General features: G+C 46.1%; 15 protein-coding genes. 9 read left to right on the forward strand and 6 right to left on the reverse strand.

Translation table 11 applies throughout. The annotated features are described in order from the left end of the window. Window positions 1-53 precede the first annotated feature (53 nt). From lpxC to QUA45_RS14520, 8 genes are all read left to right on the forward strand, one after another. On the forward strand, window positions 54-911 hold the full coding sequence (gene lpxC, locus QUA45_RS14485; protein ID WP_333221233.1) for a UDP-3-O-acyl-N-acetylglucosamine deacetylase: 858 nt from the start codon (window positions 54-56) through the stop codon (window positions 909-911). A gap of 68 nt (window positions 912-979) precedes the next feature. After that, on the forward strand, window positions 980-1,501 hold the full coding sequence (fabZ, locus tag QUA45_RS14490; protein WP_333096171.1) for a 3-hydroxyacyl-ACP dehydratase FabZ: 522 nt from the start codon (window positions 980-982) through the stop codon (window positions 1,499-1,501). Window positions 1,502-1,734: 233 nt separating this feature from the next. After that, window positions 1,735-2,529, forward strand: a complete 795-nt coding sequence (lpxA, locus tag QUA45_RS14495; RefSeq protein WP_333076244.1) for an acyl-ACP--UDP-N-acetylglucosamine O-acyltransferase — start codon at window positions 1,735-1,737, stop codon at window positions 2,527-2,529. 41 nt (window positions 2,530-2,570) lie between these two features. Continuing rightward, window positions 2,571-3,173, forward strand: a complete 603-nt coding sequence (locus QUA45_RS14500) for a Uma2 family endonuclease (RefSeq protein ID WP_333221235.1) — start codon at window positions 2,571-2,573, stop codon at window positions 3,171-3,173. Between the two features lie 9 nt (window positions 3,174-3,182). Further along, window positions 3,183-4,355, forward strand: coding sequence for a lipid-A-disaccharide synthase (gene lpxB, locus QUA45_RS14505; RefSeq protein ID WP_333096173.1), 1,173 nt, complete (start codon window positions 3,183-3,185; stop codon window positions 4,353-4,355). A gap of 136 nt (window positions 4,356-4,491) precedes the next feature. Then, window positions 4,492-5,754, forward strand: a complete 1,263-nt coding sequence (locus QUA45_RS14510; RefSeq protein ID WP_333221237.1) for a DNA cytosine methyltransferase — start codon at window positions 4,492-4,494, stop codon at window positions 5,752-5,754. Window positions 5,755-6,370: 616 nt separating this feature from the next. Continuing rightward, window positions 6,371-6,715, forward strand: a complete 345-nt coding sequence (locus tag QUA45_RS14515; protein ID WP_333096175.1) for a BON domain-containing protein — start codon at window positions 6,371-6,373, stop codon at window positions 6,713-6,715. 242 nt (window positions 6,716-6,957) lie between these two features. Continuing rightward, entirely contained in the window at window positions 6,958-7,329 is a 372-nt protein-coding gene (locus QUA45_RS14520; protein WP_333096176.1) for a DUF4278 domain-containing protein, read from the forward strand. A gap of 120 nt (window positions 7,330-7,449) precedes the next feature. On the opposite strand, the gene QUA45_RS14525 is transcribed toward QUA45_RS14520, so the two are convergent. From QUA45_RS14525 to QUA45_RS14550, 6 genes are all read right to left on the reverse strand, one after another. After that, the gene (locus QUA45_RS14525; RefSeq protein WP_333096177.1) at window positions 7,450-8,631 is read right to left on the reverse strand and encodes an RtcB family protein; all 1,182 of its coding nucleotides are present in this window, start codon (window positions 8,629-8,631) and stop codon (window positions 7,450-7,452) included. Window positions 8,632-9,014: 383 nt separating this feature from the next. Beyond that, window positions 9,015-12,242, reverse strand: coding sequence for an efflux RND transporter permease subunit (locus QUA45_RS14530; RefSeq protein ID WP_333096178.1), 3,228 nt, complete (start codon window positions 12,240-12,242; stop codon window positions 9,015-9,017). 681 nt (window positions 12,243-12,923) lie between these two features. Continuing rightward, window positions 12,924-13,868 (reverse strand): GDP-L-fucose synthase, encoded by a 945-nt coding sequence (locus QUA45_RS14535; protein WP_333096179.1) that lies wholly within the window; start codon window positions 13,866-13,868, stop codon window positions 12,924-12,926. 408 nt (window positions 13,869-14,276) lie between these two features. Then, window positions 14,277-15,308, reverse strand: a complete 1,032-nt coding sequence (gene gmd, locus QUA45_RS14540; protein WP_333096180.1) for a GDP-mannose 4,6-dehydratase — start codon at window positions 15,306-15,308, stop codon at window positions 14,277-14,279. Window positions 15,309-15,763: 455 nt separating this feature from the next. Continuing rightward, window positions 15,764-16,495 carry a sugar transferase gene (locus tag QUA45_RS14545; protein WP_333076234.1) on the reverse strand — a complete coding sequence of 244 codons (732 nt, stop codon included), beginning with the start codon at window positions 16,493-16,495 and terminating at the stop codon, window positions 15,764-15,766. A gap of 243 nt (window positions 16,496-16,738) precedes the next feature. Next, window positions 16,739-17,905 carry a glycosyltransferase gene (locus tag QUA45_RS14550; protein ID WP_333096181.1) on the reverse strand — a complete coding sequence of 389 codons (1,167 nt, stop codon included), beginning with the start codon at window positions 17,903-17,905 and terminating at the stop codon, window positions 16,739-16,741. Between the two features lie 300 nt (window positions 17,906-18,205). Here QUA45_RS14550 and QUA45_RS14555 point away from each other — a divergent pair, with 300 nt between their 5' ends. Continuing rightward, entirely contained in the window at window positions 18,206-20,317 is a 2,112-nt protein-coding gene (locus QUA45_RS14555; protein WP_333096182.1) for an iron uptake porin, read from the forward strand. Window positions 20,318-20,732: the final 415 nt, after the last annotated feature.

Genomic DNA, 20,732 nt, shown 5'->3' on the forward strand with positions numbered 1-20,732 from the left:
TTGACAGTTGACTGTTAACTACTGACTCCTGACTACTAACTAATGACTGACTAATGACTATTCAACGTACCTTAAAATCTGAATTTGAACTGTCGGGAATCGGTTTGCACAGCGGCGAACAAACTCGCGTCCGAGTTTTGCCTGCGGAGGTTGGGGAAGGTCGCTATTTTGTCAGAATAGACTTGCCCGGTGCTCCGATAATTCCTGCAAAAATTGAGGCGGTTTGTCAGACTGCACTTTCAACTGAACTGGCAGGTATCGATGCTCAAATTCGCACTGTAGAGCATCTATTAGCAGCTTTGGCGGGGATGGGAGCGGATAATGCTCGAATTGAGGTTGATGGGGCGGAATTGCCGCTGCTGGACGGTTCGGCTCTGGTTTGGGTAGAGGCGATCGCCCATACCGGCTTAGTTCCTCAAGAATCGAAGCAAGACCCCACTTCCTCCTTCGTCCTAGAACAGCCAATTTGGGTGCGCCACGGGGATGCTTTTGCAGTGGCTTTACCCTCAGCCGAAACTCGATTTAGTTACGGAATTGATTTTGAGGAACAGGCGATCGGCAATCAATGGTACAGTTGGTCGCCAGAGGCAGAAAGTTTTGCGACGGCGATCGCCCCAGCCCGCACTTTTGGACTTGCTCGCCAAGTTGACCAATTGCGACAAGCAGGTTTGATCAAAGGTGGTACCCTAGAAAACGCCCTAGTTTGCGATCGATCCGGCTGGCTCAACCCGCCCTTGAGATTTGCCAACGAACCGGTGCGCCATAAAATCCTAGACTTAGCAGGCGACCTCAGTCTGCTCGGAACTTGGCCAAAAGCTCACTACTTGGCTTACAAAGCCAGTCACAACCTGCACGTCCAACTCGCCCAAGCCCTGAAATCGCAAGCTCTAGCTACGCTAGATAAAAGTTAGGAAAAAACACGCGATCTGTTAAGATTGCATATTCCTTCTGCCATACCACACTCAAAAGTCTTCAAGCAATGTCCACGCTGACTGAAGTTAACACCCTCAATACTGCTAATTCTGAATCCGTCCCCACTGAAAAAGGTGAGGAGTCTCCAGCGGTTAAATCTACTTTTACACTCGAAGAAATTCAGAAATTATTGCCTCATCGCTATCCTTTTGCACTGGTTGACAAGATTGTTGATTACGTGCCGTCCGAGAAGGCTATAGGAATTAAAAATGTGACTTTCAACGAACCACATTTTCAAGGGCATTTTCCCGGACGGCCAATTATGCCTGGGGTATTAATTGTTGAAGCTATGGCTCAAGTTGGCGGTATTGTTCTCGCTCAGTTGCCCGACATCAAGCAAGGATTGTGGATGTTTACCGGAATCGATCAAGTCAAGTTCCGTCGTCAGGTTGTACCGGGCGATCAGTTGCTGATGACTGTAGAATTGCTGTGGGTAAAACGCCGCCGCTTCGCAAAAATGCAGGCTCTGGGTGAAGTAGACGGACAAAAAGTTTGTGAAGGAGAATTGACGTTTTCGATGGTAGATTAAATTTGGAATTAGTGAGGGCTTGGGGGTAGTTTTAAGTTATGAGTTTTCAATTTAAATTGAAACCGCGAAGCCTTCCTCGGAAGGAAGTAATCTTAAAATTAAAAAAATTCCTTCTTCGTTCTTCCTTCTTCCCTCTTCCTTCTTGCTTCAACATCCCTCCGTTAAATCAGTTTAATCCCTTACACTGCGCGTTGCCAAACTTCCTTCCCACTTACCAGCAAAACAACTGACAAATGCTTACTTTGATTCACCCAACTGCTGTGATTCATCCCGGTGCTGAACTTCACCCGACTGTAGAAGTGGGAGCTTATGCTGTAATTGGGGAAAGAGTGAAAATCGGGCCTGATACTAAGATTGGTGCCCATGCAATTATCGACGGGCTAACCGAAATAGGCGCTCGCAATCAAATTTTCCCCGGTGCGGCGATTGGTTTGGAACCTCAAGATTTGAAATACGAGGGTTCTCCGACTAGGGTGAAAATTGGCGACAGCAATCAAATTCGGGAATATGTGACAATTAACCGCGCTACTGGAGCCGGGGAAAGCACGACTATTGGCAATCATAATCTATTGATGGCTTATGTTCATGTGGGACACAATTGCGCGATCGCCGATCGAGTAATTATCGCCAATGCTGTAGCCTTAGCCGGACACGTTAAAATCGAGTCTCAAGCCCGCTTGAGCGGTGTTTTGGGCGTTCACCAGTTTGTCCACATCGGTCGCTTGTCTATGGTGGGCGGCTTGAGCAGGATCGATCGAGACGTACCTCCTTATATGCTAGTCGAGGGGAATCCTTCGAGAGTGCGAGCAATCAACAAAGTCGGTCTCCAACGCGCTGGTTTGACAGAAGAAGATTTGCTAGTTTTGAAGAAAACTTTTCGTATTCTCTACCATTCTGGCTACACTCTAAATCAAGCTTTTGAACAGTTGGATTTGTTACCAGAAAACGCCCACTTGCAGCACCTGCGGAGATTTGTGCAGCAGTCTATAACCAAAGGGCGGCGCGGTTTGATTCCTGGCAAAAAGTGAATGATGTAGAATAAACCTAGGAACTAAGCGACTGTTGCCCAATGAATGTTTATACTTCAGTCCAATCTACGTCCCCTGAAACAGAACAAGATGGCTGCATTAGGTTCTTAGATGTGAGTTGGGAGCAATTTGAAGCGATAGAAGCAGCTTTTAAAGATGTCAGAGGTGTGAAATTTTTCTATCTCGATCAAAAACTGCAAATTATGACTGTCTCGCCCGAACACGAAATAATCAAGAGCACTCTCTGTATGCTGCTAGAGGCATATATGAGAGCAAATGGGATTCGATTTTACGGCAAGGGCGGGCCGACTCTCGGTAACAGAGAATTAGGCGGTAGAAAAGAGCCGGGTGATTCCTATGACATAGGAACCCCAAAAAGAGTCCCAGATATTGCTATTGAAGTGGTAATTACCAGTGGCGGGACAAATACTTTAGAATTTTACAAAAGATTGAGCGTTAGGGAAGTCTGGTTTTGGCAAAATAGTCAGTTATCTCTCTATGACTTAACAGGTGAAAATTATGAAGAGATTTGCCAGAGTACATTCCTTCCGGGCGTGGACTTAGAATTACTGCTACGCTGTGCTAATATGCCGGATCAATATGATGCTGTTACCGAGTTATTAGCAAACATCTTACCTGTATAAAGTGAGAATATGAAAATTTTTATCAGCACGGGTGAGGTTTCTGGGGATTTGCAAGGAGCTTTGTTAATTGCAGCCTTAAAACGTCACGCTGTGGCCGCTGGTTTAGAGTTAGAAATAACAGGATTGGGCGGGCCTCGTATGGCAGAAGCTGGGGCTACTATTTTAGGCGATACTGTGGGCATTGGTTCTATGGGCCTTATAGAATCTGTACCCTATATTTTGCCGACAATCAAAGTTCAGGAAAAAGCTAAACAATATCTCAAAAAATTCCGCCCCGATGCGGTTGTATTGATTGATTATTTGACTCCAAATCTCGGCATTGGCAGCTACATCCGTCGCTGTTTGCCGGATTTGCCGGTGATTTGGTACATTGCACCTCAAGAATGGGTTTGGTCGATTTCTCCTCGCAATACTGATTTGATTGTCAATATTTGCGACCACCTTTTGGCAATTTTTCCTGAAGAAGCTTGTTATTATCAAAAAAAAGGAGCCCAAGTGAGTTGGGTTGGTCATCCTTTGGTGGATAGAATGCAATCTGCGCCCAGCCGGGAAGTTGCCCGCAAAACTTTGGGAATTGGGCCGGAACAGGTGTCGATCGCCCTAATTCCCGCTTCTAGACACCAAGAACTCAAGTACCTGATGCCGGTTATATTTGAGGCAGCTCAAACTATTCAAGCTAAATTGCCGGAAGTTGATTTTTTGATTCCGCTTGCTAACAAAGCTTTCCGCAGCAAAATCGAAAAAGCGATCGAGAATTACGGTTTGCGGGCTACTTTGTTAGAAAATCAAACTCTGGAAATCTTGGCGGCTGCCGATCTGGCGATCGCTAAATCTGGTACTGTTAATTTGGAGTTGGCTTTGCTGGATGTTCCGCAAGTTGTCATCTATCGCGTCAGTCCGATTACGGCGATTATTGCTCGCCACGTGCTGAAATTTTCGATTCCTTTTATGTCTCCGCCCAATTTGGTGCAAATGAAGCCGATCGTCCCGGAGTTGCTGCAAGACGACGCTACTGCGCAAAATATAGTGAATCACGCACTGGAATTGCTGCAAAATGCCGATCGACGCCAGCAAACTTTGGCAGGTTATCGGGAAATGCGCGAAAGTCTCGGAGAGGTGGGCGTGTGCGATCGGGCCGCTGCGGAAATAATGAAAAATGTCAACTTAAATACAGCTTCTTAAAGCAATTTTGGTATTGAAAAGTTATGTATAAACCCGGTTTCTTTGTGTATAGCTTCTTGACAAACCCAAGATTTATTACCAAAAACCAGGTTAATTTTTTTAATTTCTATTAAAGCCACTTTGTTATTGAAATGTTATGCCAAGCAATCGGAAAAAGCGACCGATCGCTGTTGATTTATTTGCAGGCGCGGGCGGCATGACCCTGGGCTTTGAACAAGCAGGTTTTGATGTACTTGCATCAGTCGAAATTGACCCTATTCACTGCGCCACACACGAGTTTAATTTCCCGCTGTGTTCTATTCTGTGCAAAGATGTCACACAGCTTACGGGTTCAGAAATTCGGAAAAAATCGGCGATCGGGCGGCGCGAGATAGACGTAGTAATCAGCGGTTCGCCCTGTCAAGGATTCTCCATGATGGGCAAGCGCGAGGTGGACGACCCACGAAATTCTCTAATTTTTCACTTTAAACGCTTAGTTTTGGAGCTAAAACCCAAGTTTTTCGTAATGGAAAATGTGCCGGGAATTGCATCAGGAGAACACAAAGAACTCTTGAATATTTTAATTAGCTCTTTTCTGGAAGCAGGCTATCAAGTAGAAGAAAACTATCAAGTTCTCAACGCGGTTCACTACGGAGTGCCACAAGCTCGCAAACGATTGTTTCTGATTGGGTGCAAAGCAGGTTATGAGCTACCCAAATACCCTCAGCAAACTACGATACTGCCAAAAAATAAAATTCCTAAACGCTATAAAAAAGTTAATTTACCTGCTGTCCCGACAGTTTGGGATGCAATTGGAGATTTGCCGGAAGTGGAAAAGTACAGCGAGTTGCTGCACCGAGATTGGGTAATCGCGGAGTACGGCAAGTGCAGCGCTTATGCGAGTATAATGCGCGGGATTGATGGTTTGGAGGATGATTATTCCTACGATCGCGAGTACGATCGACAAATTCTCTCTTGTAGTTTGCGAACTAAACATTCTCAGGAATGTATGGAAAGGTTTCAGGCGGCCAAACACGGCGAAAAAGAGCCGATCAGCCGTTTTTATAAGCTTCACCCCCAGGGAGTTTGCAACACTCTCAGGGCTGGAACCGACCGAGCTAGGGGGGCTTATACTTCGCCGAGACCGATTCACCCGATCGCGCCTCGGTGCATTACTGTCAGGGAAGCTGCGCGACTGCATTCCTATCCTGACTGGTTTAGATTTCACGTGACAAAATGGCACGGTTTTCGCCAAGTCGGAAATTCTGTACCGCCGCTATTGGCGAAAGCAGTAGCAGCGCAGATTATTAGCGCTTTGGGCGTGGAAGCAATTAAGCCGAGTCTCAAACTGACCTGGGGAGATGATTCGTTGCTTAAGCTGAATTGGTCGGAAGCAGAACAATATTATCTAAAAAGTTAAGAGTTAGATTTAATTATCTCTAACGGGGAATTAGTAATTGGTAATTGGTAATTGGAAATTAGTAATTGCTAATTGGTAAACAAGTAGTGATTTTTGCCTGTCATCTCCTTTTACAAACCGGGTTAGATCAAATCGCATAATTACTTATAGCAATCCTCGCATCATTTGTGAATTTATTACTCCCCAGCGAGCGGGTTCGGGGAGGGTTTGGGTGGGGTAAAAAATTTACGACTCATGCAAGGATTGCTATATGCAGGACTACCCTTAATTAAGCGCGGCCTACCGTCCCCTGTATCGGTGGACACAGTTCGATGACGTGCAGGAGATGTCCCGCGTAGTTAAACAAACCGAGAATGTATTCCGGCGCGTTGTGCAGTTTTTTTTAAGGTGACAGTGGGGGAACTGCTTCGACTACGCCTCTGCTATCCAAGGCGGAGCGATCATCCCATACATCAAATAGCAACATCAACATCTAGATACCATTTAAGATTTTAGATTGTAAAAGTCTCCCGATAAAACATTTTGATAAATTTCGCTGAGTTTTGCAACAATTACGAGTCTTTTGGAATTCTAGAGCTATCTTGGAAAAAGTGTATTTTCAGGAGACTCAACTAATATGGGTTGGTTTAAAAGACTGTTCGGACTCGAAAAGCCTGAAGCCCCGGCTGAACCGATGGCACAAGTAGTACAGCAAGCAGCACAAGCGCAATCCATCGCTCCTGCTAAAGTCGGCCCAGACGGAAACTTTGACGAGAGTGGCTTAGCGAAGCGGGTTGCTTTAGCTTTTGACAGCGATGCAGAAGTTGCTGATATCGAGACTGTTTATGTCGCTCAGCTCAGCAGCACAGTTGTTCTCAAAGGTCAAGTTCCCAGTCAGGAAATTCTTGACAAGTTGGTAGCGATCGCCTCTGCTGAAGAAGGTGCAACAAACGTGCAAACCGATCAGGTGACAGTCGGGTAGTTCTTCGGAACCGAAGCAGTTTCGCTCCGGGCGCGGCTCGAATTAGTCAAAAGCTCGATTAAACCCGCTGCGGCGGGTTTTTTCTTGCCCTCTGCCCCTCAAAATATTAATTTTTGTAAATTCAACGAATTCATCTTAAAAAACAGTATAATTGAATACAGAAACTAAAAAAGTTTTAGCCAAAAAAACCCAAGCTAGCCTGACTGCCCTTTTTATCTCCATACATATAAGGATCAAAAAATATGAAACTCACTTATCGCGGCGCACACTATGAGTACGACATTCCGACTGTCGATATGATCGAAGGCGAAGTCGCGGGCAAATATCGGGGCCAAAACTGGAACTATCGCTATCCGAGACACATTCCCGCCCCAAATAAATACGGCGGTACAAACCATACTACAAAGCGAGATTCTCAAGCTGGCGATCGGGATAGCGCAGCAGTTCGCACCCCAGGGGCGGTTGAATCTTACCCAACAGTTGTGGAAGTGGCGCAAGTCCACCAAGCGAATATTTGCAATATTCTCGATCGTAGAAAGCAAGCAGCCAAAGCCAATGGCGATGAAAGACTGCTGCGCTTGCTAGAAATTGAGTCTAGACAGATGGTGTGTTAGAGAAAAGCTTTAGAAAACAAAGCGTTTGTCAAGAGGGGGGAAATCAACAGCGGCTTGATTTCCCCCCTCTTCCCATAAAGCACTTTCTAGGTAAGTGAATTACAAATAAACCAGTTTCTGTCACCCCTTGACACAAACCATCTGCTTCAGAGTCGCCACAACTTCCACCAAATCCGACTGCTGACTCATCACCTCATCAATCGGCTTATAAGCCCCCGGAATTTCATCTAAAAATTGCTCATCTTTCCGGCACTCAACCCCCTCAGTCTGCAGCACAAAATCATCGAGAGTAAATACATTTTTCGCTTGATTGCGAGACATCAAGCGCCCCGCGCCGTGACTGCAACTACAGTAACTCTCAGCATTTCCCTTCCCTTTAACAATGAAAGACTTCGCCCCCATCGAACCTGGAATAATTCCATAATCCTCTACATCCGCGCGCACAGCACCTTTGCGAGTAACATACACCTCTTCCCCAAAATGCACCTCTTTTTCCGCGTAATTGTGGTGGCAATTCACCTCTAATAAAGGCTTAACAGATTTGCCTCCCGCGACGTGCTTTTCCACAATTCGCTTAAACCGATTCATCATCACATCGCGATTAAAACGAGCATAATCTTGCGCCCACTGCAAATCGTGCCAGTAAGCGGCAAACTCCCGCGTACCCGCTACAAAATAAGCCAAATCTTTGTCAGCCAGATTAATTTCTGCCAGTTTAGCTAAATCTTTAGCAGTCTCGATGTGCTGCTGTGCTAGCAAGTTTCCAATGCCGCGAGAACCAGAGTGCAGCATCAGCCAAACAAAGTTTTCACTATCAACGCAAACCTCAATAAAATGATTGCCACCGCCAAGGGAACCCATTTGTTTTAAGGCTTTATTGTTTTGGTGCTGCACGCCTTGATGAAGTTCCTTAAACTCGCCCCATCCTTGCCAGTTTGTGACAGTTTTTTCTACTTCCTTGTTTTCCGCAAATCCCACAGGGATTGCTGCTTCGATATCGAGGCGAATTTGTTTGAGTTTACCTTCTAAATTTTCAGCCTTGAATGGCATTTTAATCGCAGCCATCCCGCAACCAATATCAACGCCCACAGCAGCCGGAATAATCGCTTCTTTTGTGGCAATTACTGAACCGACTAAAGCACCTTTTCCTAAATGTACATCGGGCATTAGTGCGACGTGTTTGAATACAAAGGGCAAAGATGCTACGTTGGCGGTCATCTTGGTTTCTTTTTCGCCCAGGGCGTGATTTGCCCAAGATAATACTGGTTTTGGGGCTGATATGTCTAATTTTTCGTAGGGCATTTTTGTTTAATTTGGTTTTGCCAGTTCTCGTGTAGTATTATTGTAACACGAAAACTTTCGGATGTCAAAAACACTAATTCTTGTAGGGTGTGTCAGTCGGGAATTTCTTTGGGGAGTCATAAAATTGTTTACTGACGCACCTTACCCACTAATTCTTGCGGCGTCAACTTCACATCAAATGCAGTAGCGGTATTGTTGATAAATCCGACAGTCCGACAGGGAATGAATTCCCTGTCTCATAGCAAAAGTCCTCTGAAAGAGGACTAAAATCGATCGCACTTTCGTCAAAATCTACAGTCGGTTAAAACCGACTTTCGCTTTGAGACAGGGGTGTAAACCCCTGCCGGATTGCGTCGAAGTGCATAAAAAGCTGACACTACATTTTACAAATTCGGAGTCTTTCTCGCCGCCTTCTGCACGGGAATAGCCACCGCCTGCGGCTTCTTCTTCGCTGCAAACATCCCGAAGAAGTCGTGCAGCAAAATGTAAAAACACGGAATAATAAACAGCGTCAGCAGCGTCGCCAGCGACAAACCAGAAAACACCACCACACCCAGTGGTTGCAAGAATTCCGAACCTTCTCCAATGCCCAAAGCTAGGGGAAACAAACCCAAAACTGTAGTAATAGTTGTCATCAAAATCGGCCGTAAGCGCTGAGGTGCCGCCCTCAGAATTGCTGTCGTGCGATCGACTCCTTCCTCTTCCCGAATTTGGTTCGCCAACTCCACCATAATAATACCGTTATTCACGATAATTCCCACGAGCAAAATTGCCCCGATCATCACCGTCGCCCCGATCGCAGTTTTGGTCACATAAAGCCCGAATACTCCCGCCGCCAACGCCAGAGGCACTGTCAGCAAAATCACCAGCGGGTCAACTAAAGAATTGTACTGCACCGCCATCGCTACAAACACTAGAAAAGTCGCCAATCCCCCCAACAGCTTGAGAGAAGTTTGCAATTGCTGATTAGTTTCAGCAGCCGAACTCGGCACAATTCTTACTCCTCGCGGCAAGTTCAGTTCTGATAAAACTGCATCGACTTGCTGGACAGCATCGCCGAGACTTGCACCCTTATTCAAGTTTCCGACAACTAAGAAAACTTGCCGCTGATTGAGACGCTGAATTTCTGCCGGCGCTTTGCCGATCGTAATATTGGCCACGTCACTTAAACGGATGATACTGTTATTGCCGCCCGATAATGGAATTTGTCCGAGTTGGGCAATAGATTTGACAGAAGTGCGATCGAACTGCACCCGCACATCTATTAATCTGTTTCCCCGCTGCAACTGAGTGGGAACAGCACCTTCAATTGCTGTCTGAATTGTCTCCCCAATATCTTGGGCTGTCAGCCCGTACACAGCAGCCCTTTCCCAGTCTGGACGAATTTGTACCTCTGACTGCGGCGGGTCTGCCTCCGGCCGAAACCGGGCTAATTTTACCTTCTCATCTAATGCTTTTAATATCTGACGGCCTGCTTCCTGCAATGATTCTTCAGTGTCCCCCTGAACCACGACATCAATTTCGCCACCCCGCACGGGAGAATTAGTTAAAACTAAACCCCTAATCGATTCTGGAACTAGCCGCAGACGAGTTCCTTTAGGAAGGTCAATTTTTTTTAATTCCTCAGTCATTCTTTCTGTAAAATCGGTGGTATTGGTACCTGATTTGAGCGTAATTGTGCTGCTTCCTCGAAGCAAATTTTCAGACGTATTGTTACCGAACAGCAGCCCTCCCGCTGTCGTTAAAGTGTACTCTGTTTCTGGCTGTTCAAGCAGAATCTTATCGACAGCAGCAATCACTTTTTGATTGGTTTCCAAGTTAGTCCCCGGAGGAAATGAAGCAAATAATCTGGCTTGACTTGTATTAACTCTCGGCAAAATTTCTTGGGGAATTTGTCCTAGCATCACCCATGTGCCACCGCCTAAAATGACAAAAGCTACTACGATTATAATTAACCGCAAACCCAGGACTTTTGAGAGCATCGAACCGTAAGCCCGCGTACCGTTCTCAAAACCGCGGTTGAAATGTTTTATCGGCCCAAACTGACTGATACCACTGGAATAAGACATTCCCATCAAGCGAGAAGTCAGCATCGGCACTACCGTTAAAGCTACTAGCAGAGATGCTGCTACTGCAAAGCTAATTGTCAAAATTAATTCGTTAAATAGCAGCGAAAAGAAGCCGCCGATCAGCAAAAATGGCAGCACTGATACTAAGTTGGCCGCTGTGGAGGCAACCATTGCTGATTCTACTTCTTCACTCCGCAACACAGACTCTTCTATTGTGCGTTCTTTTCGATCTTTAATTCTGCCTTTTTTTAGATGAGGGTTGCTGTCTAGACCGACTACAATATTTTCTAAAATAACTACGCTGGTGTCGATCGCCTGACCGATTCCTAGCGCTAAACCGCCTAAACTAAATAAATTCAGCGACATACCGAACAGCCGCATTAAAATAATGGCTGCTAGAGTACATAGGGGAATTGTCAGAGAAATAATCAGCGTTTGTCTGAGGGAACCTAAAAAGAACAAAACTGCGATCGCAGCCAGCACTGCACCTGAAACTCCCGAATTTGCCACATCGGCTAAGGAATTGCGGATAAATCTCGATTCGTCTAAGGTAGTAACTACAGTCATATCCGCCGAAATCAAGCCTGACTCCTGCATTTCTTTGATGCGATTTTTCACTCCGTCTACGACAGTAATCGTGTTGGCGTCCGGCTGTTTCAAGATGCTAATTTTAACGGCAGGTTTTTGATTGAGAAAAACTTTGACTCGCTGTTCTTCCGTGCCGTCATTGACTTGGGCAAAATCGCGCAGGTAAACTCGTTTTGGCGGGTTAGAACCGGATACTTGAAAGGAAAGATTGGCAATTTCAGAGGCTGTTCTAAAGCGGCCGATGGTTCGCGTCAGCGGTTCGTTAGATTCTTGCCGCAACCGACCGCCGGAAGTGTCTAAATTGCGCTCGCGCAAAGCATTAAAAACGTCATTAAGATTAACTCCTAAACTTTGCAGTCGGTTCAGGTCAATATTAACTTGAATTTCTTCTTGAACGCCGCCGGAAACGTCAACGGAAGCTACTCCGGGAATAACGTTAATTTCCCTGGCTAATTCTTCATCTGCAAATACCCGCAAATCTACCCCTTGTCGCGAGTCTGAAGTCAGGGCGAATTCGTAAACCGGCTGTTGAGAAGGGTCAAATTTAAACAGACTGGGCGATTCAACTGTATCCGGAAGTCGGTTGCGAATTCGGTTGACGGAGGCTGTAGCGTCATTAAGAGCCTGGTCAATATCGCCGCCCGGTCTGAAGAATAAATCGACGCTGACTTGTCCTTCGCGGGTGCGGGAAAAAACTTGCGTGACTCCTTCTGTCGCTGAAAGTCCTTGTTCCAGTGGGCGGGTAATTTCGTCAACTGCAACTTCTGGGGAGACTCCGGGGGCGTCTAAGCGCACGCTGATGCGAGGATACGTGATGGATGGCAGCAAGTCAACGGGCAGTTGGGTGATGTAGAAAATGCCCACGACTATAATCGCAAGTGTCAGCATGAGAGTGCCGATGTGGCGGCGAATCGCGGTCGCGCTAATGCTGAATCCGGGTTTGTCGGCTGTCATTTGATTTTAGATTTTAGATTTTAGATTAAAGACTTGGAAAGTTTACACTGTCACTCAGCCTGCAAAGGAATGAATCGCGGGGCTAGTGACCAAATTGTTTTCGGTCAGGCTTGATTTTGTATAGGGAGTGAGAGAATATTTACGCTCCGCACCTGACAAGTAGTATAATAAATTTTAATAAATTGTCAAAAAGGTTTTTTACAATATTCCTTTAGAGGTAGTCTATCGCCCATAATATACATTGGCAGAAATTGCGATCGGCTTTTTTATAGATCGAAAGCAATGGCTATTTACTGCTATCGTGGGAGTAGGTTGACTATATTGTTGGCCTTATCTACAGGTTGGTTGTAAAATCGGCCACTCCATTCTTATTCGCCGTTGCAGATTTACGGTATGGAAGGCTAAATATGCCGGATCTTCCGTACTTCGTGTGTTCATTTATCTGAAATTAATAGCCTAAATTTTTACACAGCAAGGGTTTCCGATCTTACTTCAGTTAATTAGGAGCAATTTTTTCCTTCGATTCATACATAGCTTGGGTTTTAACTACTTAAACTAATCGTTGGGCACACTAAGTAAGGAAGAGCCAGCTTTACTAAAAAGTTCTTTCTGGTGATTTACTGCTATTCACCCTATTTCCTAAAAAAACCCGGTTTCTTAATGAAACCGGGTTTGTCACACTTAAACTGCGTGTTTTCGATACCAATCAATCGTATTTTTCAATCCTTCCTTAAACTGCACCTCCGCAACAAAACCAAACTTTTCCTTAGCCCTTTGGGTATCCAAACAGCGGCGCGGCTGACCGTTCGGTTTGTCTGTTTCCCAAACAATTTCTCCCTCAAATCCCATCAATTCGCAAATCGTTTCCACTAAATCGCGAATTTTAACTTCACTATTCGTTCCCAAATTAACCGGATCAGATTCACTGTAATCTTGCGTTGCCATCACAATTCCCCGCGCGGCATCTGTGGAATACAAAAACTCGCGGCTAGGGCTGCCGTCGCCCCAAACTGGCAGTGTTTTGTCTCCCCTTTCTTGCGCTTCGTGGACTTTGCGAATTAATGCGGGGATGACGTGGGAACTTTTCGGGTCAAAGTTATCTTCCGGGCCGTACAGATTTACTGGTAGCAAGTAGATACCGTTGAATCCGTACTGCTGGCGGTAGGATTGCAGTTGCACTAATAAGGCTTTTTTCGCTACTCCGTAAGGTGCGTTAGTTACCTCTGGATAGCCGTTCCACAGGTCATCTTCTTTGAAAGGAACTGGGGTGAAGTTAGGATAAGCGCAAATAGTGCCTACGCAGACAAATTTTTCGACTCCTGCTTCGTAGGCGGCGTGGATTAGTTGCGCGCCCATCATCAAATTATCGTAAAATAATTCAGCGGGTTTGACTAGGTTTAAGCCGATGCCGCCGACGTGGGCGGCGAGGTGAATGATAATATCTTGTTTTTCGGCGGCGCGCTTGCAGTTTTCCATGACGCGGAGGTCGCAGTCGATCGATCGAGTTACCGAAATTTTATCAGCATCGGCCCCTGCTTTCACTAGCTGGTCGATTACCTGACGGCCCAAGAAACCGGCGCCGCCCGTGACTAGAATGCGTTTGCTGCTTAAATCCAAGCTTGTCATAATTTTAGCCTCGGGATTTTGAATAAAGGTCGATCGACAATTTCAATTCTAAAATTGTTGCTTTAGCAAAAAAAGCTTTGAGGTGCAGGATGAGGTTGCCCACACATTTGTTTTAGCTGCAGCAGATAGGGACAATTTGCGCGGTGCACACCCGAAAGTTAGATATAGGGGTCGCAACTCCCCAACTATCATTTTAATGTTTTTTTTAGCCCGCACAGCCTAAAATTTTGCGAGCAATTAAGCTGGTTCTTTGAATGCCGATCGCGCTACGCTAATAGCTGTAACAACCCTCTCATCATTTGTGAAGTGTGTGCAGGGGCGATCGTCCGGTGTACGGCTTTCGCCAAAGGGGTAGACACGGGGCCCTACCCCTACAAATTGTTCGTACTGACGGCTTGGTTTAGCGACTTAATCAAATCCGTTGCCCGAACCTCGACCTTGCTGGTCTAAAGCTTTTATATCAGCATCTACCATTAAATGTACTAACTCCTGAAAAGTTACAGAAGGTTCCCAATTTAATTGCTGGCGCGCCTTAGTCGAATCGCCAATCAACAGTTCGACTTCTGCCGGCCGCAAGTAGCGTTCGTCAAACTCCACATATTTTTGCCAATCTAAATTGACGTAAGTAAAAGCCAAATCGAGAAATTCTTTAATGGAATGGGTTTCGTTGGTAGCAATGACATAATCGTCAGGCTTGTCTTGTTGCAGCATCAGCCACATCGCCCGCACGTAGTCTTTAGCATAGCCCCAGTCCCTCTTGGAATCGAGATTGCCCAAATAAATCTTTTTCTGCTTGCCGGCGACTATTCTGGCAACGGCGCGAGTAATTTTGCGAGTTACAAAAGTTTCGCCACGGCGGGGAGATTCGTGATTGAACAAGATGCCGTTGCAGGCAAAAAGTCCGTAAGATTCGCGATAATTTACTGTTTGCCAGTGCCCGTAAACTTTGGCGCAGGCGTAAGGACTTCTGGGATAAAAAGGAGTTGTTTCCTTCTGCGGAACTTCCTGTACCAAACCAAACATTTCCGAAGAACCTGCTTGATAGAACCGCACTTCTATGCCGGTGCGGTGCTGATAGTCCCGAATTGCTTCTAGCAGCCGCAATACTCCCATCCCTACTGTGTCAACCGTATATTCCGGCGAGTCAAAACTGACTCGAACGTGAGATTGAGCGCCTAAGTTATAAATTTCTACCGGCTGAACTTCTTCCAATATCCGGCGGAGAGTGGTGCCGTCCGTCAAGTCGCCGTAGTGTAGAAACAGGCGTGCACCCTCGCTGTGAGGATCGACATAGATGTGGTCAATTCGATCGGTATTGAAACTAGAACTGCGCCGGATAATGCCGTGAACTTCATATCCTTTCTCTAACAGTAATTCGCTCAAGTAGGAGCCGTCTTGACCTGTAATACCTGTTATTAGCGCTCGCTTGCGTTGCGTCATCTGATTTTCCTGTGACAGGCTGTGTTAATTCACAATAATTTTTTGGCAGAGGCTGTTGCTCCCTGCCGGCCGTATTCTCAAACTCTACGTTAACTGCTTTATAAAACTTACTCAAACTTAACTTTAGTTACCTAAAGCCAGTTGAAGTTTACTTCCTACGCTGTTGGGTAGTGGGCTATCCCAAGATAAGTAGGCTATCCCCCTTAAGCCAAAGGTTATAGAGTTAAGTTTAACACCTAAACCTAAAGTAGTCTATCTAGAAGAACCGATCTTTCTAGATGAATAAGAGTTAGGTTTATTTAAGTATTTGCCCCTTTAGTTAAGCTCACAATTCTTTGATCGGCACCCAGGAAATTTTTAGTTTTGACAAAGAGTTTGTCGCGGATTGTCAGTAGTCAGCATCAGTGGTCAGTAACAAATAAAACTAACTACCGATTGCTGACTGCGGACAAAAATTAATATGCGCCGTTATTTTTGGGAAAAATCACAACTCCAATTGTTTTGAAAACAATCCACATATCCATCCAAAGGTTTTTGTCATTTGCGTAATAGAGGTCGATTTGGACTCGGCGGGGATAGGGAATGTCGTTGCGACCGGACACTTGCCACAAGCCTGTAATTCCAGGCCTTATGGTGAGAATTTTGTTGATGTGACTACCGTATCTCGGCAGTTCTTCTTCAACTAAAGGTCTCGGTCCGACGACGCTCATATCTCCTTTTAAAACATTCCAAAACTGGGGAAACTCGTCTAAACTGGTCATTCGTAAAAATCTTCCAATCCAGGTAATTCGAGGGTCTTGTTTCAGCTTGAAATTGTCCTCAAACTCTTGACGCAAATGCGGAGAATTTTCCATGATTTCCAGCAATATATCGTCCGCATTTTCCACCATCGTTCTGAATTTAAGGCAATAAAACCTTTTACGGTTTTTGCCTACTCGTTCCTGTACGTAAAAAATAGGACCGGGCGAGCTTAAGGCGATTAAGAAAGCCAAAAGCAGGTAAACCGGAGCAAACAGGATCAGAACCGATAAGGAAAACAGGATGTCAAATAACCGCTTGAAAAGTTCTCCGTCGAGGCTCTGTAGAGAACGACTTATGCGTCTATCTCCTTGCAGGACAGACCCAAAACCGCGTCTTGCGATCGCTCGAATTACCTTACCGGAGATTAGTTGGCTGTCGGCAGTCATCTTACTCCTTCACTTCACACCACACACAGTCCTGATCATAAAGCCTCAAGACGCTTTGTTCTCTCAATTATGTTTCCAATACTCAATTTTCTGCCTTCTGAAGGCTTCAAAAGGCAGAAGGAAGAAGGAAGAGGGCTTCTGGCGGCATAAGGAAAAAGGCACAAGGCACTTATGCAGAGGTCTTCTGAAGGCACTTATACAAAGGCAGAAGGAAGATTGTCCCGCTATCGGGTTCTGGCACTCTCAAGCCCCAGACTCGGTAAAATCACGGGAGTGAAATTCCTGATAGCAGCGTTCCACAAAAGCTAGATAGCGCTGCCCAAAAACTTCCGGGGCAAACTGTTCAGCGCGCAACCTGCAGATTTCTGGCCGAAATGTGCCTTGCAACTGCTCAAATTCCTTGACAGCTTCGACTAATGCTGCTGCTGTTTGGGAGGAAAAAAATAAACCAGTCCCTGTCTCTGGGTGTTGGCGAATGTCGAGCACTGTCTCCAAAGCGCCCCCTGCTGCATAGGAAATTACTGGTGTTCCGCAAGCTTGAGCCTCTACCAAAGCTATGCCAAAATCTTCGCAAGCTGCATATACAAACGCTTTCGCCTCTGCCATATACTTTTCAACTATGGAGGCGGGCTGCCAGCCGAGCACTTGCACGTTGGGTTTGGCGATTTGCCGAATCATTTCTAATTCTGGCCCGGTGCCGATGACAATTAGAGTATGCCCGAGTTGATTGAATGCTTGGACGATCGCACTTACGTTTTTGTAACTTACCAACCGACAAACTGTGACGTAAAAGTCCTGTTTTTGCCGCATCAAGGAAAATCGCTCGATATTTACCGGCGGATAAATCACCTGGGCCCGCCGCCGATAGCAGCGCCAAATTCGGCGCGCAGTGTGTTGAGAGTTAGCGATGAAATAATCAACACGATTGGCGGAAATTACGTCCCACTGCCGCAGTCGATGCAACAAATATCGCGTCAGCAGCCCCGGGATGCCCCGTCCGGCTTTGCTGCTACGCAAATAGTCAAAAGTTAAGTCCCAAGCGTAGCGCATGGGAGTGTGGCAGTAGCAGACGTGCAGTTGCTGGGGACTGGTGAGGATGCCTTTGGCCACAGCGTGGGATGATGAGAGGATGATGTCGTATTCTCGCAGATCTAGTTGTTCGATCGCGATCGGCAGAAATGGCAGATATTTTTGGACGCCGCTGCGGGCCTTGGGAAAGTGCTGCAAAAATGTTGTGCCAATCTGTCGCCCGAAAAGATAGCTTTCGGGATTGGTTGATTCAAAGTCGATGAGGGCATAGACATCTGCCTCGTCTACGTGTTTGAGGATTTCCTGTACTACGAGTTCTGAACCGCCAGTAGCTAAGGGCGTCAACCATTCGTGAACTAGGGCGTATTTGAGTTTTTTCACTTGTATTTGTAGCCGATCGAACGATTTGTTAGCGCCAGTGCTGTCAATATTAGTCTTACTAAGGGATCAACTTACGCAATATCCAGCTATCAACCAGGTTTCTAGGTAGGTATCTAGGTCAAACCAAGGATTTTGGGAATAAACGGAGTTTTTGTCAAATCAACCACAGCAAAACTGCACTCTCCGGCACGGATTTCCCCGATTGTTGACAAGAAATACTATTAGGCGGAATACTAAGGGTGATTTGCGAGCGCCTAAATCTTCGGAACGGGCGATCGGCTCAATGTGGTGTGAGGAAAAATGTCCAAATTTTTGTGGAAGGGACTTTTAGTTAGTCCCGCTGTATTGGCAGCAGGTTTAGTAGTATCTTCGACGGCGCTAGCAGAGCAACCTGTAGAAATTGCCACGGCAGCTCAAACGGATAAATTGCAATTAGCAGGTGCTGCAACCGAGGCAGCCAAGTCTGAGACAGCAAAGCCTGAGACAGCCGAACCAGCGTCACTAGCTAGCAACTTGACTGTTGAAACTATTGAGAAAGAAAGTGCGAACCTCTACGAGGGCTTTCCTTCGGATCGCTTCGCTAACGCTAACGATCCCATCGCCCCAGTTGCCGAACAAGCAAAAGCAACGGAAAACGCAATTGCAGCAGATTTAAGCGAAACCAAACCCGCAGTAGCGCCCGCAAATTTAAGTGCCGAACAACCAGTCGCGCAGCAAATCCCCGCAGTAGCGCCCGCAAACTTAAGCGAAACGCAACCCGCCGCATCACTGGCTAATTTAAACGCAGAAAAACCGGCCGCGCAACCCGAGCAAATTTCGCAATCCAAAGATTCAAGCGCCCAACCTCAAGCACAGTCAAATGTTTTAGAACAAATCAATCAATACAGCGCAGAAGACAGTCGCAGCGAAGATGGGGCTGGCCAAGTAACCTCAGTTTCTCAACTTTCCGACGTTCGGCCCACCGATTGGGCATTCCAAGCTTTGCAATCCCTAGTAGAGCGCTACGGGTGCATAGCTGGCTATCCTGACGGCACTTTTCGCGGCAATAGGGCGATGACTCGCTACGAGTTTGCAGCAGGTTTAAATGCGTGTTTGGATAAAGTTACCGAGCTGATTCAAGGCGGTTCCAGAAGTCTGGCGACGCGAGAAGATTTGGCTTCTGTGCAAAGGTTGCAAGAAGAATTTGCGGCGGAGTTGGCAACTTTGCGCGGCCGCGTCGATGCTTTGGAAGCGCGCGCCTCGGAATTAGAAGCAAATCAGTTTTCAACTACGACTAAACTCAACGGCGAAGTAATATTTGGTTTGGCGGGTATCGCCGGGGGAGAGGATGCCGAGGGCCGCGAAGCTGATAAAACCACGGCTTTTGGCAGCAGGGTTCGGATAAATTTCGACACGAGTTTTTCTGGAGAAGATTTGCTGAGAACTCGACTGCAAGTTTTGAATCTGGGTTCGTTTTCTACGAATAATACGAAAACCGCTGAAGGAGAATTGCGGTTTAACGCCGGGCCTTTTGCCGAGGCTAGCAATACTGTAGGTTTAGATGCGCTGCTTTACCAATTCCCTCTAGGGAAAAACACGACTGTAATTCTCGAAGCCAACGCCGGGGCGGCTGATGATTTTGCTAACACTGTCAACCCTTACTTTGACGGAGACGGTGGCAGCGGTGCTCTTTCTAATTTCGGTACTCGCAACCCGATTTACTATTTGACTGGCGGTTCTGGCATCGCTCTGCGGCATCAGTTTGGGGAAAAACTCGAGCTGAGTTTGGGATATTTGGCCGGCAACGCTGCGAACCCGACACAGGGTAACGGTTTGTTCAACGGTTCTTACGGCGGTTTGGCTCAGTTGACTTTCAAACCGAACGACAACATGGCTTTAGGTTTAACTTACGTTAATTCCTACAACTTCGTTACTGGTACCGGGAGCAATGCTTCTAATTTTCCGGTGCGTCTCGGTTCCTTCGGCCTCGACAGCGACAGCACTCTGCCAGTTACTAGCAATTCCTACGGCGCACAAGCTTCGTGGCGGTTGAACCGCAGATTGGCAATTGGCGGTTGGGCGGGTTACACCAACCAGCGCATTTTATCCAACTTGGCTACTCCTACCGGTTCTGTGCAGAGGGGGGATCAAAAAATCTGGAACTGGGCAGTTACTTTGGCTTTTCCCGATTTGTTGAAAGAAGGAAATGTGGCAGGCATTTTGGTAGGTATGGAGCCGCGGGTGACGAGTTCTACTAATCGGACTTTGCCGGAAGATAAGGATACTTCGCTGCACGTTGAAGGTTTTTATCAGTTTAAGTTGAGCGACAATATTTCTATCACTCCCGGCCTGATTTGGCTAACTGCTCCTGACCACAATAAGAATAATTCTGATTTGGTGATTGGGGTGGTCAGAACGACGTTTACTTTCTAGGAGAAGCCCACACCGATTTTAGATTTTAGATTGGCGGTTGTAATCTAAAATCGCCAATCTAAAATTGTCCTAACTTGGGTTTAAGGTTTCAACAAAAACGACCAGCTTTAGCAAAAGCTGGTCTGCACAAATAGTTAAATCCGTTGTGTTCCCACAGTGTTGTTCTCACAGTGAGGAAACCCAAGTTGCACGTTTCTTTGCAAAGGGTTCTAAAAGAAATATCATCTCTCTTAAGTGGTACTATAACAACAAAATTTAATTTTATGTAATAAAACTTTACATTACAGGCGGTTTTTAATTTTTAGGACGATCGCACTTTTTTGCACTTTGTATAATACAACCTGTTTCAAAAACCCAGTCTATACGTAGGTTGATGCCTACCAAACCTTTTATTTTGCGAAAAAACGAGGTTTCG

This window comes from Microcoleus sp. Pol12A5, from assembly GCF_036701435.1.
GTDB lineage: Bacteria > Cyanobacteriota > Cyanobacteriia > Cyanobacteriales > Microcoleaceae > Microcoleus.